This window comes from Micromonospora sp. WMMD1102, from assembly GCF_029626265.1.
Classification (GTDB): domain Bacteria; phylum Actinomycetota; class Actinomycetes; order Mycobacteriales; family Micromonosporaceae; genus Plantactinospora.
Genome location: NZ_JARUBN010000001.1, coordinates 6,118,822 through 6,134,768, shown reverse-complemented (window position 1 = coordinate 6,134,768; position 15,947 = coordinate 6,118,822). Strand labels below are relative to the sequence as shown.

Annotated in this window: 15 protein-coding genes; 14 read left to right on the top strand and 1 reads right to left on the bottom strand. The window is 71.9% G+C overall.

Going from position 1 to position 15,947, the window contains the following annotated elements; genetic code table 11:
• Nucleotides 1–53: 53 nt before the first annotated feature.
• Nucleotides 54–1,607, bottom strand: a complete 1,554-nt coding sequence (locus O7626_RS27515; RefSeq protein ID WP_278063979.1) for a GGDEF domain-containing protein — start codon at nt 1,605–1,607, stop codon at nt 54–56.
• A gap of 180 nt (nt 1,608–1,787) precedes the next feature.
• Between O7626_RS27515 and prmC the strand changes: the two genes are divergently transcribed.
• From prmC to atpD, 14 genes are all read left to right on the top strand, one after another.
• Nucleotides 1,788–2,729 (top strand): peptide chain release factor N(5)-glutamine methyltransferase, encoded by a 942-nt coding sequence (gene prmC, locus O7626_RS27510; protein ID WP_278066338.1) that lies wholly within the window; start codon nt 1,788–1,790, stop codon nt 2,727–2,729.
• A 106-nt stretch (nt 2,730–2,835) separates the two neighbouring features.
• The gene (locus O7626_RS27505; RefSeq protein ID WP_278066337.1) at nt 2,836–3,480 is read left to right on the top strand and encodes an L-threonylcarbamoyladenylate synthase; all 645 of its coding nucleotides are present in this window, start codon (nt 2,836–2,838) and stop codon (nt 3,478–3,480) included.
• A 1-nt stretch (nt 3,481) separates the two neighbouring features.
• Nucleotides 3,482–4,099, top strand: a complete 618-nt coding sequence (locus O7626_RS27500) for a phosphotyrosine protein phosphatase (protein ID WP_278063978.1) — start codon at nt 3,482–3,484, stop codon at nt 4,097–4,099.
• 153 nt (nt 4,100–4,252) lie between these two features.
• Entirely contained in the window at nt 4,253–6,604 is a 2,352-nt protein-coding gene (locus O7626_RS27495) for a transglycosylase domain-containing protein (protein ID WP_278063977.1), read from the top strand.
• Between the two features lie 233 nt (nt 6,605–6,837).
• Entirely contained in the window at nt 6,838–8,157 is a 1,320-nt protein-coding gene (gene glyA / locus O7626_RS27490; protein ID WP_278063976.1) for a serine hydroxymethyltransferase, read from the top strand.
• 115 nt (nt 8,158–8,272) lie between these two features.
• Entirely contained in the window at nt 8,273–8,686 is a 414-nt protein-coding gene (locus O7626_RS27485) for a hypothetical protein (RefSeq protein WP_278066336.1), read from the top strand.
• Nucleotides 8,687–8,891: 205 nt separating this feature from the next.
• On the top strand, nt 8,892–9,122 hold the full coding sequence (locus O7626_RS27480) for an AtpZ/AtpI family protein (RefSeq protein WP_278063975.1): 231 nt from the start codon (nt 8,892–8,894) through the stop codon (nt 9,120–9,122).
• Between the two features lie 12 nt (nt 9,123–9,134).
• Complete coding sequence (gene atpB / locus O7626_RS27475) at nt 9,135–9,935, top strand: F0F1 ATP synthase subunit A (protein WP_278063974.1); 801 nt, start codon at nt 9,135–9,137, stop codon at nt 9,933–9,935.
• A 92-nt stretch (nt 9,936–10,027) separates the two neighbouring features.
• The gene (locus O7626_RS27470; RefSeq protein ID WP_107260457.1) at nt 10,028–10,267 is read left to right on the top strand and encodes a F0F1 ATP synthase subunit C; all 240 of its coding nucleotides are present in this window, start codon (nt 10,028–10,030) and stop codon (nt 10,265–10,267) included.
• A gap of 26 nt (nt 10,268–10,293) precedes the next feature.
• Nucleotides 10,294–10,857 (top strand): F0F1 ATP synthase subunit B, encoded by a 564-nt coding sequence (locus O7626_RS27465; protein ID WP_278063973.1) that lies wholly within the window; start codon nt 10,294–10,296, stop codon nt 10,855–10,857.
• A complete protein-coding gene (locus O7626_RS27460; protein ID WP_278063972.1) occupies nt 10,857–11,678 on the top strand; it encodes a F0F1 ATP synthase subunit delta in 822 nt (273 codons plus the stop codon). The genes O7626_RS27465 and O7626_RS27460 overlap by 1 nt, the downstream gene beginning before the upstream one ends.
• A gap of 83 nt (nt 11,679–11,761) precedes the next feature.
• Nucleotides 11,762–13,426 carry a F0F1 ATP synthase subunit alpha gene (atpA, locus tag O7626_RS27455; RefSeq protein WP_278063971.1) on the top strand — a complete coding sequence of 555 codons (1,665 nt, stop codon included), beginning with the start codon at nt 11,762–11,764 and terminating at the stop codon, nt 13,424–13,426.
• A 9-nt stretch (nt 13,427–13,435) separates the two neighbouring features.
• Nucleotides 13,436–14,374: a F0F1 ATP synthase subunit gamma gene (locus O7626_RS27450; RefSeq protein ID WP_278063970.1), complete on the top strand. Its 939-nt coding sequence runs from the start codon at nt 13,436–13,438 to the stop codon at nt 14,372–14,374.
• Nucleotides 14,374–15,810 (top strand): F0F1 ATP synthase subunit beta, encoded by a 1,437-nt coding sequence (gene atpD, locus O7626_RS27445; RefSeq protein ID WP_278063969.1) that lies wholly within the window; start codon nt 14,374–14,376, stop codon nt 15,808–15,810. Before O7626_RS27450 ends, atpD begins: the two co-directional genes overlap by 1 nt.
• Nucleotides 15,811–15,947 lie beyond the last annotated feature (137 nt).

Below are 15,947 nucleotides of genomic sequence, written 5' to 3'. Positions count from 1 at the left end.
CCGGCCAGGCGGCGCTCGGCAGCCGGGACCGGAGCTTTGGCCGGGGACCGGGGTCAGCGGGTGACCGCCGTGCCGGCCAGGACCGTGGCCCGGTCGGCGCCGGTGAAGGCGCGCTCCAGCGCCTCCCGCAGCCCGGCGGCCGAGGCGGAGACCTCGGCGAAGCCGACGCCGACCCGCACCGCGGTGCCCGGGACCACCGACTCCCAGTCCTCGGCGGCGACCGCCGCGCTGATCCGCCGGCCCACCTCGCCCGCCTCGGCCATCCCGGCGCCGGGCAGCACCACCACGAACTCGTCGCCGCCGTACCGGGCCACGAAGTCGCCGCGCCGCATCACCCGGTTGACCACCCCGGCGAGCCGTTGCAGCACCAGGTCACCGCAGTGCCGGCCGTGTGCCGCGTTCACCGCCCGGAAGCCGGCCAGGTCGACGACGCCGAGCACCGCCCGCTCGCCCCGGCTGATCATCGCGGCGACGTAGCGCTCCAGCCGGCGGCGGTTCGGCAGGCCGGTCAGCGGGTCGGTGAGCGCCTCGCCCGCGTCGTGGGCGGCCTCCCGGCGCTGCTCCTCGTGCTCGATCCGGGCCGCGATGCCGTCCACGTAGACGTCCCGGAGCCGGTCGTTGCGCTGGGTCGCCAGCCGGAACGCGTACCGGTCGGCCCGGTGCGCCGCCGCGTGGTCGCCGAGCCCGGCGTGCGCCAGGCTGGAGAGCCGGGCGTGTTCCGCCGCGCCCAGCGTCTCGGCCGAGACGTGCACCGTCTCCAGCCGGGCCAGCGCCTCGGCGGGCCGGCCGGCGGCGATGGCCAGGCACGCCGCGCCGAGCTGCCGCATGTCCCGGGTACGCGCGCTGTCCCCGCCGTTGCCGAGCAGCCGGTCGGGATCGAGTTCGGGTGTCGCCGGCCGGCCGGTCGCGGCGCCGAGCGCGGCCTGCCTGGCCAGCGCGTACCCGTACGCCGCCCGGCTGCTCGGCCGCAACCGGTCGGCGGTGCCGGCCGCGACGAACCGTTCCAGGTCGCCGCCGACGTCCCGGAGCACCCGCAGGCAGCCGTCGCTGTCCCCGTGGTGGTCGAGCGCCACCGCGTTGCGCAGCCGGATGCCGGGCGCGGCGAAGGTCTCCTCCGGAATTCCGACGGCCAGCCCGAGCCGGCGGGCCCGCTCGATGGCGTTCAGGGCGTAGCCGTGGAAGCCGAGGTAGGAGTACGCCATCGCCAGGTCGTGCCAGCCCCAGGCGGTCTCCCGGTCGGGATGGCCGATCGAGCCGAGCGCCCGGGCACCCCGGACCAGGTGGGTGACGCAGCGGTCCAGGGCGCCCTGGTTCTGCGCCGCCAGCGCGGCCAGCGCGTGCAGGTGGCCGTGCAGGTACGGCTCGGGCAGGTCCCGGGCCGCGTCGAAGGCCTGCTCCACCGCCCGGGTGTACTCGGCGGTACGTCCCAGGTTGAGGATCGCGGAGAGCCGCTGGAGCAGCGCCTCGGCCCGGGAGTACGGGTCGTCGGTGCTGCCGAGCACCCTTTCGAAGATCAGGCACGCCTCGGCCGACCGGCTGCTCTCCATCAGGGAGCGGGCCCGCTTCAGCTCCTCGGCCCGATCACCGACCCGGTCGAGCCAACTCACGCACAACCTCCATCGCCTTCGCCAGCGGCCCCGTGGAGTGGAGGAGCCGGCCGGTCGCCCGGAGGCAGGCTGCCCTCCGGCTGCCCGACCGGTCCGAGCACCCAGTCGATCGGGGGGTGGAACGCGCGCCCGCCACGCGATGATCCCCGGTCGACGTTTCATGATTATGTCGTGACACGTATTCCCGGGCACCCCCCGGAACCGCCGGAACCGGTCCGACCCTCGGTCCCGGACCGGGTCCGACCGTCGGTCGCACTCGCGGCGGCGGCGTCCGCGCTGGCCGGGGCCGGGGTCGGGCCGGCCCGCGTCGAGGCCGAGCTGCTGCTCGGGTACGTCCTCGGCGTGTCGCGCGGTGCGCTGGCCGTGGCCGACCCGCTCACCCCGGAGCAGCAGGGCCGGCTGGCCGAGCTGGTGCGGCGGCGTACCCGGCACGAGCCGTTGCAGCATCTGCTCGGCTCGGCGGCGTTCCGGTATCTGGAACTGGCGGTCGGCCCGGGGGTCTTCGTCCCGCGCCCGGAGACCGAACTGCTGGCCGGCTGGGGCATCGAGCAGGCCCGCCGGCTGGTCCAGCCCGAGGGCGGGTCGGAGCCGCTGGTGGTGGACCTGTGCAGCGGCAGCGGTGCGATCGCGCTCTCGGCCGCCGGGGAGGTGCCGCGGGCCCGGGTGGTCGCGGTCGAGCGGGCCGCACCGGCGCTGGACTGGCTGCGCCGCAACGCCGCCGAGCGGGCCGGCGCCGGTGACCGGCCGATCGAGGTGCTGGCCGGGGACGTGGCCGACCCGGAACTGCTGGCCGGGTACGCCGGCCGGGTGGACGTGCTGCTCTGCAACCCGCCGTACGTGCCGGACGGCACCCCGGTCCCGCCCGACGTGGCCGGGCACGATCCGGCCGACGCGGTCTTCGGCGGCCCGGACGGGCTGGCGGTGATCCGGCTGCTGCTTCCGCAGGCGGCCCGGCTGCTGCGTCCGGGCGGACTGCTCGGGATCGAGCACGACGACACGCACGGCACGGCGGTTCCGGAACTGCTCCGGGTCGACGGCCGGTTCGTCGACGTCGCGGACCATCCGGACCTGGTCGGCCGGCCCCGCTTCGCCACCGCCCGGCGGGCCGGGACCCCCGGCTGAGCAGCTTTGGCCCGATCTTGTCCGGTCCGGTCGACGCGAGGCGGTAACCGGCCGGAAGTCCCCGTGCCACGACCGGCGCGGCGGCGTGGCAGACTGGCTCCTCGTGATGCTCTACGACTGCCGGTCGCTGGCGGAGCGTGACCGAGGCATCGCCGCGGCCGTCGAGGCGGTCAAGAACGGCGAGCTGGTCGTGATCCCGACCGACACGGTCTACGGGATCGGCGCGGACGCCTTCACGCCGTACGCGGTCAAGGCGCTGCTCAACGCGAAGGGCCGGGACCGGCAACATCCGCCGCCGGTGCTGGTCGGCTCCCGGCGCACGCTGGACGGGCTGGTCTTCATGTTGCCCAGCGCCGCCCGGGACCTCGCCGACGCGTTCTGGCCCGGCGCGCTGACCATCGTGGTCGAGCACTCGCCGAGCCTCCAGTGGGACATCGGCGACACCGGCGGCACGGTCGCGGTTCGCATGCCGTTGCATCCGGTCGCCCTGGAGGTGCTCCGGGAGACCGGGCCGATGGCCGTCTCGTCGGCGAACAAGACCGGGCAGCCGCCGGCGGTCACCGCCGAGGAGGCGCGGGAGCAGCTCGGCTATGCGGTGCGGGCCTACCTGGAGGCGGGGCCGTGTCCCGATCCGGTGCCGAGCACGATCGTCGACGTCACCGGCGAGGTGCCCCGGGTGCTGCGCCAGGGTGCGATCCCGCTGGAGAAGCTGCGCGACGTCGTACCCGACATCCAGGGCCAGGAGTCCTGAGGTGCCGCCGTTCACGGTCCTGCACGTCTGCCTCGGCAACATCTGCCGGTCGCCGATGGCCGAGCGGCTGCTCGCGCTGGCCGTACGCGAACGGCTGGTCCGGTCGGCGGCGACCGATCCGGACGACGCGGACCGCCTGGTGCACAGCCACAGCGCCGGCACCGGCGGCTGGCACGCGGGCGAGGAGATGAACCCGCCGGCCGCCCGGCAGGTCCGGTCCCGGGGCGGGAACGTGGCCGACTTCGGCGCCCGAAAGCTCCGTTCCGAGCACATCGACGCGGCCGACCTGGTGCTCACCGCCACCGCCGACCAGCAGGAGTACGTCGTGGCGCTGCGGCCGGACGCCGCGGACCGCACCTTCGTGCTCGGCGAGTTCGGCCGGCTGCTGCCCACCGTGGACGCCACGGCACTGCCGCCGGCCGGCGCGGCCGACCCGGACGCGGTGTACGCCCGGGGCACCGCCCTGGTGGCGGCGGTGGCGGCGGCCCGGAGCGGCTCGTCCCCGCTGCCCGGCGACGACCTCGACGACCCGTGGGGCCGTGGCGACCAGTGTTTCAGCCGGGTCGCCGACGAGATCGAGGGGGCGGTCCGGCCACTCGCCGCCGTCCTGCTGCCCTGATCAGCGGCTGTCGACACCGTCACCCCGTCCGTGAATTTGCCCCGTTTTGCCGCGAAACCGGTGCGGCGCCCGGAATCACCCGTCAGGCTGACTGGGTCCCGATCCGGCTGACCCGCCGGGTCTCCCCGATGCTGTCCGCCCGGGAGGTACGGCATGCTCCGGCTGCGGCTGAGCCAGCTCTGGACCCTGACCCTGGCCGGCATCCTGGCCGGGACGATGCTGGCCGCCGCCGCGCTGCCGGCCGTCGTGCTCGGCGCGGTCGGGCTGCGGGCGATCGGCGCCCGCTACGAGGACCTGCCGCAGGACCTGCGCACCCCGCCGACCGCCCAGCGCTCCTACCTGTTCGCCGCCGACGGCCGTACCCCGATCACCTCGTTCTACGACGAGAACCGGACGAACGTGGCGCTGGGCCAGGTCGCCGAGGTGATGCGGCAGGCGACGGTGGCCGCCGAGGACGCCCGGTTCTACTCGCACGGCGGCGTCGACGTGAAGGGCGTACTCCGGGCGCTGGTGGCGAACCGGATCGGCGGCGAGGTACGGCAGGGCGCCTCGACGCTGACCATGCAGTACGTCCGCAACGTGCTGAAGAGCGACCCGGGGCTGACCGCCGAGCAGCGCGCCGGGGCGACCGAGACAAGTCCCGGCCGCAAGATCCAGGAGATGCGGTACGCGATCGCGCTGGAGCGCCGGCTGGGCAAGGACGAGATCCTCGGCCGCTACCTGAACATCGCCTACTTCGGTGCCGGCGCGTACGGCGTCGCCGCCGCCAGCCAGCGGTACTTCTCCAAACCGGCCCGGCAACTGACCCTGGCCGAGGCCGCCCTGCTCGCCGGGTTGCTCCGCTCGCCGGAGACCGACAGCCCGATCGGCGGGAACACCGAGGCCGCCCTGGTCCGCCGGGGCTACGTACTGCGCCAGCTGGCCGAGACCGGGGCGATCACCGCCGAGGCCGCCACCCGGGCCCAGGCCGAGCCGATCCGGCTGCGGGCCGGCGCCGAACCGAACGACTGCGCCGGCATCCCGGACGGGCGCGCCGAGTGGGGCTTCTTCTGCGACTACTTCCGGCAGTGGTGGAACGCGAACCCGGCGTTCGGCCGCACCGTCGACCAGCGGCAGCAGGCGCTGCGCCGGGGCGGCTACCGGATCGTCGCCTCGCTCGACCCGGCGCTCCAGGCCACCGCGCTGCGACAGACCCTTACCGTGTACGGCTACGCCGACCGCCGGGCCGCGCCGATGGCGGTGGTGCAGCCCGGCACCGGCCGGGTACTCGCGCTCGCGGTGAACCGGCACTACCGGCTCGACCCCAACCCGTCGGGCCAGCGCAACCATCCGAACACGGTCAACCAGCTGGTCGCCGGTGGCGGTGGCATCGACGGCTACCAGGCCGGCTCCACGTTCAAGATCTTCACCATGCTCGCCGCGCTGGAGGCGGGGATGCCGCTCAGCTCGGCCTACCTGGCGCCGTCCCGGCTGCTGACCGGCTATCCGATCGACGGGCCGCACGCCTGCGGCGGCTACTGGTGCCCGGCCAACGCCAACCCGGGCTGGATGGACGGCTACCGCACCATGTGGACCGCCTTCGGAAGGTCGGTGAACACCTACTTCGTGGCGCTGCAACAGCGCATCGGCGCCGACCGGGCGGTGCGGATGGCCGAGCGGCTGGGGATCGTGTTCCGGGCCGACACCGACGCCCGGCTGGCCACGTACGGCGCGAAGGGGTGGGGGGCGTTCACCCTGGGGGTGGCCGCCACCACCCCGCTGGACCTGGCGAACGCGTACGCGACGCTGGCCGCCGAGGGGACGTACTGCAAGCCGTTGCCGGTGCTGTCGATCGTCGACCCGACCGGCCGGTCACTGGCCGCCGCCAAGCCGAGCTGCGGCAGGATGATCAGGGCGGAGGTGGCCCGGGCGGCGACCGACGCGGCCCGATGTCCGGTCGGCGGCCAGTCGGCGTACCTCCAGTGCGACGGCGGCAGCGCGCCCGAGGTGACGAAGATGCTCGGCGACCATCCGGTGGCCGGCAAGACCGGCAGCGCGGAGGGGTACACCTCCGAGTCCTTCGTCGGCTTCACCCCGCAGGTAGCGGCGGCGGGCTTCGCCGTCAACCCGGACGATCCGAGCGACGCCGTCGGCCAGCCGGTGCAGCGGAAGGTGATCGCGGCGGTCGCCCGGACCATGGCCGCCGCGCTGGTCGGCAAGCCGCGTCGGAACTTCGCGCCACCCGGCCAGCAGATCGCGTTCGGGTACGGCGAGGGTGACCTCGCCCCGCCACCGGTCGGGCCGACTCCGGAACCGTTCGCCCCGGCACCGGCCCCGACGGTCCCGGCCGCGCCGCCGCCGACCCCGACAGCGCCGCCCACCGCCACCGTTCCCCGGCCGACGACGCCGCCACCGCTGCCGCCCCGGCCCACCGCCACCGTGCCGCGCCCGGTACGCACGACCCCGCCGGCCAGGGCCGCCGTCGCACCCCGACCGGCTCCTCCGCCCCCACCCGCCTCTGGCTGACCGCTCACCCGCCCGGCCCGTAGCCCGCTGACGGTTCACCCGCCCGGCCCGCGTCCCGCTGACCGCCGATCCGTCTCGCTCGCGTCCGGTTCGCCGGGCCCGGTCGCCCGCCCCTCGCCGGGGGCGGTTTCCACCTGGCCCGCGTCCCGGCGGCACGTCGGGGGCCGGCATTGCGGGTACCTGCATAGACTCGGACCCGGCCGGACGGGCGAGCGGGACGAGAAGGTGCCGGGGTGAGCGAGTTGAGCGAGCGGGCAGGTCGGCCCGGTGCCGGGGAGCCGCCCTTCTGGGGGCCGGACTTCGACGAGCTGGCCGGGACCGACCCGGAGATCGCCGAGGTGCTGCTCGACGAACTCGACCGGGTACGCGGCGGGCTCCAGCTGATCGCCAGCGAGAACCTGACCTCCCCGGCGGTACTCGCGGCGCTCGGTTCCACCCTCACCAACAAGTACGCCGAGGGTTATCCGGGCCGGCGCTACTACGGCGGCTGTGCGCAGGTGGACCGGGCCGAGCAGCTCGGCATCGACCGGGCCAAGGCACTGTTCGGGGCCGAGCACGCGAACCTCCAGCCGCACTCCGGGGCGAGCGCCAACCTGGCCGCGTACGCCGCGCTGGTGCAGCCCGGCGACACGGTGCTGGCGATGGACCTGCCGCACGGCGGTCACCTGACCCACGGCAGCCGGGTGAACTTCTCCGGCAAGTGGTTCGCCCCGGTCGGCTACCAGGTACGCCGGGACACCGAGCTGATCGACTACGACGAGGTACGCGAACTCGCCCTGGCACACCGGCCCAAGATGATCATTTGTGGCGCCACCGCGTACCCACGGTTGATCGACTTCGCCCGGTTCCGGGAGATCGCCGACGAGGTCGACGCCTACCTGATGGTGGACGCGGCGCACTTCGTCGGGCTGGTCGCCGGCCGGGCCATCCCGTCCCCGGTGCCGTACGCCGACGTGGTCTGCGCCACCACGCACAAGGTGCTGCGCGGGCCACGGGGCGGGATGATCCTGTGCCGCGAGTCGCTGGCCGAGCGGATCGACAAGGCGGTCTTCCCGTTCACCCAGGGCGGGCCGTTGATGCACTCGGTGGCGGCCAAGGCGGTCGCGCTGCGCGAAGCGGCGTCCCCGGCCTTCCAGGCGTACGCTGCCCAGGTGGTTTCGAACGCGCAGGCGCTGGCCGCCGCTCTCGCGGCGGAGGGGATGCGCCCGGTCTCCGGCGGCACCGACACCCATCTCGCGCTCATCGACCTGCGCGAGGTCGGCGTCACCGGCCGGGACGCCGAGGCGCGCTGCGACGCCGCCGCGATCACCCTGAACAAGAACGCCATCCCGTACGACCCGCAGAAGCCGATGGTCGCCTCCGGCATCCGGGTCGGCACCCCGAGCGTCAGCACCCAGGGCATGGGCGTGCCGGAGATGCGCCGGATCGCTGAGTTGATCTCCCGGGCCGTCCGGACCGACCCGGCCGCCCCGGGCGGTGCCGACGCCCTCGCCGCGATCGGCGCGGACGTCGCCGACCTGGCGGCCGACTTCCCGGCGTACCCCCGTGGCTGAGCGGGCCGAGCCGGTCGAGCTGGCGGACCGGACGACACAGCCGGACGTACCCGACGGATCGCCCGTCCCCGACAGCGCGGCCGGTCCCGGTGGTGCGGGGGAGCGGCACTGGCGGCTGGCCCACCTGCCGGTGGTGCTCGGGGCCTCGGCCGGGCTGCTGTTGCTGGCCACCGCGCTCGGCGCCCTGTTCGGCGGTGCGGTCGGCGCGCTCGGCGCGGCGACCGGGGTCGGTCTGGTGACGGTGAGTTACCTCGCCTCGACGCTGGTGATCGCCTGGGCCGACTCGGTCAACCCCACCCTGGTCCTGCCGTTCGGCGTGGCGATGTACATCGCCAAGTTCAGCGTGCTCGGGGTGGTGATGGCCCAGGTCGCCGGTGCCGGCTGGGCCGGACTGCCGGCGTTCGGCTGGGGGATCGTCGCCGGGGTGGTGGCCTGGACCGGCGCGAACTTCTGGTGGCTGGTCACCGTGCACGCGGTACGCACGCACCGGCTGCCGGCCGACCGGGCCGGGCGTCCACCGCAGGCGTGATCCGGGTCACCCGGATCAGCCCGGACCTGCCCGGAGTCCCGTTCACGGGACGGCACAGGAAACTGTCAGTGATCGGTCATTTTCCCGGTGGCGGAACCGGAGTAGCGTGCCCACAGACGACGCGCCCGCCCACACGCCCACACAACCACGTTGTGCGGGGGGTGAGGCACAGCCTCGTATCCCCGGCTGATATCGTTCGGCCGTCATGACCGGTGACCAAACCCCCCAACCCCCAAACGGTCCGGGCGCGCCCGAGGCCGGTGAGGGTTGGACCGCGCTGGCATACCTCATCGGAGGTCTGACGGTGTGGGGCTTCATCGGTTGGTTGGTCGACCAGTGGCTCGACACCGGTGGTCTGGCCACCGGAATCGGGTTCCTGCTCGGCGGGGCCGGGGGTGTCTACCTGGTCATCCGCCGGCTCGGCACCCCTAGCTAGGGAAGGGACGCGGTGATCGGACAGTCGGTCGTCCTCGCGGAGGGCGAAGTTCCGTTTCCACCCAGCGTGGAAGACTTCTTTCTGCCGAGCATCGTGCCGTGGGGTGCGCACAACTCGTACTGGATCACGAAGTTCACAGCGCTGGTCTGGCTGGCCGTCGCGCTTACCATCATCTTCTTCCTGGTGACCTACCGGAAGCCGAAGCTGGTGCCGACGAAGGGCCAGTGGATCGCGGAATCGATCTACGGTTTCGTCCGGAACAACATCGCGGTCGACATGATCGGTCACCGGGGTGTGGCCTTCGCGCCCTACCTGACGACGCTGTTCGTCTTCATCTTCGTCAACAACCTGTGGCAGATCATTCCGTTCGTGCAGATCTCGCCGATGTCGCACATCGCGTTTCCGGCGATTCTGGCGATCATCAGTTACGTGCTGTTCATCTGGGTCGGCATCCGGCACCACGGTTTCGGAAAGTTCTTCAAGCATTCACTGATGCCGCCGGCGCCGTGGTTCATGCAGCCGCTGCTGATCCCGATCGAACTCTTCTCGACGTTCATCGCCCGGCCGGTGTCGCTGGCGCTGCGGTTGTTCGCCAACCTGTTCGCCGGGCACATCATCCTGCTGGTCTTCACCCTCGGCGGCTTCGTCCTGCTGAACGCGGACTCGTTCTTCCTGAAGCCGATCTCGCTGCTCTCCTGGGCGGTGTCGATCGCGATCACCTTCCTGGAGGCGCTGGTCATCGTCCTGCAGGCCTACATCTTCACCGTGCTGACCGCCAGCTACGTGCAGGGCGCGCTCGCCGACGAACACTGACCCGCAACCGACGAACACCGACCCGCACACAACCGCACAACCGTTGTCGTCCCGCGTGAGCCCTCACGCGTGATTTCAGGAGGAACCAACCAATGTTGTCGTCGACCCTCGCCGCCGTAGAAATCACCGGCAGCCTCAGCGCCATCGGTTACGGCCTCGCGGCCATCGGCCCCGGTATCGGTGTCGGCCTGGTCTTCAGCGCCTACATCCAGTCGACCGCCCGGCAGCCGGAGTCGTCCCGGATCACCCTGCCGTACGTCTGGATCGGCTTCGCCGTCATCGAGCTGCTGGCCCTGCTGGGCATCGCCTTCGGCTACGCCTTCGGCAACTAGCCGTCCCCTCGAAACGGGAGGTTCCGATGTACCTCATCTTCGCCGCGGAGGGCGGCACCGAGCACAACCCGATCATCCCGCTCTGGCAGGAGATCGTGGTCGGCTCGATCGCCTTCGCCATCCTCTGCTTCATGCTGATGAAGTACGTCTTCCCGCGCATGGAGCAGACCTTCCAGGCCCGGGTGGACGCGATCGAGGGCGGGATCAAGCGTGCCGAGGCCGCCCAGGCCGAGGCCAACCAGCTCCTCGAGCAGTACCGCGCGCAGCTCGCCGAGGCGCGGACCGACGCGGCGAAGATCCGCGACGACGCCCGGGCCGACGCCGAGGGCATCCGGCAGGACGTCCTGGCCAAGGCCAGGGAGGAGTCCGACCGGATCATCGCGGCCGGCAAGGAGCAGCTCGCCGCCGAGCGGGCCACCATCGTGCGTGAACTGCGCACCGAGGTGGGCACCATCGCGGTCGACCTGGCCAGCCGGATCGTCGGTGAGTCGCTCGCCGACGAGGCGCGCCGCAAGGGGACGGTCGAGCGGTTCCTGACCGACCTGGACAACGTCGGCTCGGCCAACGGCTCCGCCGTACGGACGAGCTGATGCAGGCCGCCAGCCGGGAGTCGTACGCCGCCGCACGGCAGCGTCTCGACGCGTACGCCGGACAGACGGACGCGGACCGGATCTCCGCGACCGGTGACGAGCTGGGTTCGGTCGCCGGCCTGCTGCGGCACGAACCGCGGCTGCGCCGGGCGCTCTCCGACCCGGCGCGGGCCGGCTCCGACCGGGCCGCACTGCTGGGGTCGCTGCTCGGCGACAAGGTCGGCGCGGACACCAGGGAACTGCTCGACGTGCTGGTCTCCGGCCGCTGGTCGGCGCCGTCCGAGCTGCTGGAGGCCACCGAGCGGCTCGGGGTGGAGGCGCTGCTGGCCAGTGCCGACCGGGCCGGTGAGCTGGGCGAGGTGGAGGACGAGCTGTTCCGCTTCGGCCAGGTGGTCGCCGGCAACTCGGAGCTGAGCAACACGCTCTCCGACCCGATCGCGCCGGTGGCGCAGCGGGCCGAGCTGACCGGCGCGCTGCTGTCCGGCAAGAGCCGGCCGGTGACGGTCAAGCTGGTCGAGGTCGCGCTCGCCGGGTTCGGCGGTCGCTCCTTCACCGGGGCACTCACCCGGCTGGTCGAGCTGGCCGCCGACCGGCGGAACCGCCAGGTGGCGTACGTCACCGTCGCGGCTCCGCTGGCCGAGGAGGAGGAGGAACGGTTGGGACGCAAGCTCACCGAGCTATACGGTCGGGAGGTCAGCGTCAAGCAGACGGTGGACCCGACCGTGCTGGGCGGGCTGCGCGTGCTTATCGGTTCCGACCTCTACGACGGTACGGTCCTGCGCCGCCTCACCGACACCCGAAACGCGCTCGCGCGCGGCTGAGCAGTAGCGACGCCGCCGCGCAGCGCCGAGATAGACATCCACGCCGTTCCGGTTAACCGGGCCCTGAATAGAGGAAGAAGAGGATGGCCGAGCTGACCATCTCGTCGGAGGAGATCCGCGGCGCGCTTGAGCGCTACGTCTCCTCCTATTCGCCCGACGTCTCCCGTGAGGAGGTCGGCACCGTCGCCGACGCCGGTGACGGCATCGCCCACGTCGAGGGCCTGCCCTCGACCATGACCAACGAGCTGCTGGAGTTCGAGGACGGCACCCTCGGCCTGGCGCTGAACCTCGACGTCCGGGAGATCGGCGTCGTGGTGCTCGGCGACTACCGGGGTATCGAGGAGGGGCAGCGGGTCAAGCGGACCGGCCGGGTCCTCTCGGTGCCGGTCGGCGACGCGTTCCTCGGTCGGGTGGTCGACCCGCTCGGCAAGCCGATCGACGGCCTCGGCGACCTCGAGAACGAGGGCTACCGCGAGCTGGAGCTGCAGGCGCCGAACGTGATGGCCCGGCAGAGCGTCAGCGAGGCGCTGCAGACCGGCCTCAAGGCCATCGACGCGATGACCGCGATCGGCCGGGGCCAGCGGCAGCTGATCATCGGCGACCGGCGGACCGGCAAGACCACCGTCGCGCTGGACACGATCCTCAACCAGCGGGACAACTGGCGCTCCGGCGACCCGGCCAAGCAGGTCCGCTGCATCTACGTGGCGATCGGCCAGAAGGGCTCGACCATCGCCTCGGTGAAGGGCCTGCTGGAGGAGCAGGGCGCGATGGAGTACACCACCATCGTCGCCTCGCCCGCCTCCGACCCGGCCGGCTTCAAGTACATCGCCCCGTACACCGGGTCGGCGATCGGCCAGCACTGGATGTACGCCGGCAAGCACGTCCTGATCGTCTTCGACGACCTGACCAAGCAGGCCGAGGCGTACCGTGCGGTGTCGCTGCTGCTGCGCCGCCCGCCGGGCCGCGAGGCGTACCCGGGTGACGTCTTCTACCTGCACTCCCGGCTGCTGGAGCGCTGCGCGAAGCTGTCGGACGAGATGGGCGGCGGCTCGATGACCGGTCTGCCGATCATCGAGACCAAGGGCAACGACATCTCCGCGTTCATCCCGACGAACGTGATCTCGATCACCGACGGCCAGATCTTCCTGGAGACCGACCTGTTCAACCAGGGTGTCCGGCCGGCGATCAACGTCGGTACCTCGGTCTCCCGGGTCGGCGGCGCCGCCCAGGTGAAGCCGATGAAGAAGGTGGCCGGCCGGCTCCGGCTGGACCTGGCGCAGTACCGCGAGCTGGAGGCGTTCGCCGCGCTCGCCTCGGACCTGGACAAGGCGTCCCAGGACCAGCTCAGCCGAGGTGCCCGGCTGGTCGAGCTGCTGAAGCAGACCAACTACTCGCCGTTCCCGGTGCAGGAGCAGGTGGTCTCGGTCTGGATCGGCACCGAGGGCAAGCTGGACGACGTCCCGATCGGCGAGGTCCGGCGCTTCGAGTCCGAGTTCCTGGAGTTCCTCCGCCACCAGTACAAGCCGACGATGCAGTCGATCGCGGACAACAACTGGGACGACGACATCACGAACGCGCTGAACGAGGCCGTGGCCCGGTTCAAGCAGATGTTCCTCGGCAAGGAGGACGAGGTGAAGGTCAACGAGGCGCCGGCCCGTCCGATGGAGGGCGAGCAGGACCGCGAGACCGTCACCCGGTACCGCGACGGCGGCGAGCCGGCCGAGCCGGCCCAGGCCGAGAAGCAGTAGGGCTGACCGGTGGCTGCCCAGGTACGCGTTCTTCGTCAACGGATCCGCTCGGCGAAGTCGATGAAGAAGATCACCAAGGCGATGGAGCTCGTCGCGACGAGCCGACTCGCCAAGGCCCAGTCCCGGGTCGCGGCGTCGCTGCCGTACGCCCAGGCCATCACCGGGGTGCTCACCGCGCTGGCCTCCAACGCGGCCATCGACCACCCGCTGCTCACCGCCCGGCCGAAGGTCCGCCGGGCCGGGGTGGTCGTGGTCACCAGTGACCGCGGCCTGGCCGGCGGCTACACCTCCAACGCGATCAAGGCGGCGGAGTCGCTCATCGCCCGGCTGAAGGCCGACGGCAAGGAGCCGGTGCTCTATGTCATCGGCCGCAAGGGCGTCGGCTACTACCGGTTCCGGCAGCGGAAGGTGGAGGCGAGCTGGACGGGCTTCTCCGAGCAGCCGACCTTCGCCGACGCCAAGCAGGTGGGCGAGACGCTGATCAAGGCGTTCGTCTCCGGCGCCGACGACCTGGAGGGCGGCGACCCGGGGATCGACGGCGTGCTCGGGGTCGACGAGCTGCACATCGTCTTCACCGAGTTCAAGTCGCTGATGTCGCAGACCCCGGTCACCCGGATCATCGGCCCGATGGAGGTCGAGGACCGGCCGCGGTCCGAGGCGGAGGGCCCGCTGCCGGCGTACGAGTTCGAGCCGGAGGCGGAGGCGCTGCTGGACGCGCTGCTGCCGAAGTACGTCAACACGCGGATCTACGCCGCGCTGCTGGAGTCGGCGGCCAGCGAGTCGGCGGCCCGTCGTCGGGCGATGAAGAGTGCGACGGACAACGCCGAAGAGATGATCGAGAATTACACGCGCGAGATGAACTCGGCCCGCCAGGCCGGGATCACCCAGGAGATCAGCGAGATCGTCGGCGGCGCCAACGCGCTGGCCGCGTCGGGAAGTGAAGTGTGATGACTGCTCCTACAGAGACCAAGACCGCGACGGGCCGCGTGGTCCGGGTCATCGGCCCGGTCGTCGACGCCGAGTTCCCGCGCGACGCGATGCCGGACATCTTCAACGCCATGCACGTCGACGTGACCCTTTCCGGCGGCGAGAAGACCCTGACCCTGGAGGTCGCCCAGCACCTCGGCGACAACATGGTCCGGGCGATTTCGATGCAGCCGACCGACGGCCTGGTCCGGGGCACCGAGGTCCGGGACACCGGTTCGCCGATCACGGTGCCGGTCGGTGACGCGGTGAAGGGCCGGGTCTTCAACACCATCGGCGAGGTGCTCAACCTCAAGGAGGGCGAGACCTTCGAGGCGGCCGACCGGTGGCAGATCCACCGCAAGGCGCCGGCCTTCGCCGACCTGGAGCCGAAGACCGAGATGCTGGAGACCGGCATCAAGGTCATCGACCTGCTCGCCCCGTACGTCAAGGGTGGCAAGATCGGCCTGTTCGGCGGTGCCGGGGTGGGCAAGACGGTGCTGATCCAGGAGATGATCACCCGGGTCGCCAACAACTTCGGTGGCACCTCGGTCTTCGCCGGGGTGGGTGAGCGGACCCGTGAGGGGAACGACCTCATCCACGAGATGACCGAGTCCGGCGTCATCGACAAGACCGCGCTGGTCTACGGCCAGATGGACGAGCCGCCGGGCACCCGGCTCCGGGTGGCGCTCTCCGCGCTGACCATGGCGGAGTACTTCCGGGACGTGAACAAGCAGGAAGTGCTGCTCTTCATCGACAACATCTTCCGGTTCACCCAGGCCGGTTCGGAGGTCTCCACCCTGCTCGGCCGGATGCCGAGCGCGGTGGGCTACCAGCCGACCCTGGCCGACGAGATGGGCGAGCTCCAGGAGCGGATCACCTCGGTCCGGGGCCAGGCGATCACCTCGATGCAGGCGATCTACGTGCCGGCGGACGACTACACCGACCCGGCGCCGGCCACCACGTTCGCGCACCTGGACGCCACCACCAACCTGGAGCGGTCGATCTCCGACAAGGGCATCTACCCGGCGGTGGACCCGCTGGCGTCCTCGTCCCGGATCCTCGCCCCGGAGTTCGTCGGCGCCGAGCACTTCGCGGTCGCCTCCGAGGTGAAGCGGATCCTGCAGCGCTACAAGGACCTGCAGGACATCATCGCCATCCTCGGCATCGAGGAGCTCTCGGAAGAGGACAAGCTCACCGTCGGCCGGGCCCGCCGGATCGAGCGGTTCCTCTCCCAGAACACGTACGCGGCCGAGGTCTTCACCGGCATCAAGGGCTCGTACGTGCCGGTCAAGGACACCGTCGAGGCGTTCAAGAAGATCAGCGAGGGCGAGTACGACCACTTCCCCGAGCAGGCCTTCTTCATGTGCGGCGGGCTCGACGACCTGGAGCGCAACGCCCGGGAGCTGATGAAGGACTAGTTCCGCCCCAGCACGTACCGCAGCCGCACCGGTGACCGCCGGTGCGGCTGCGTCGTCTATGTCGCCTCTCCATTTGCGCGGTCTGGTGGATTTGAAGGTTATTCAGCCGGTTTCGGTGCTTTGGTAACCCCACTTCG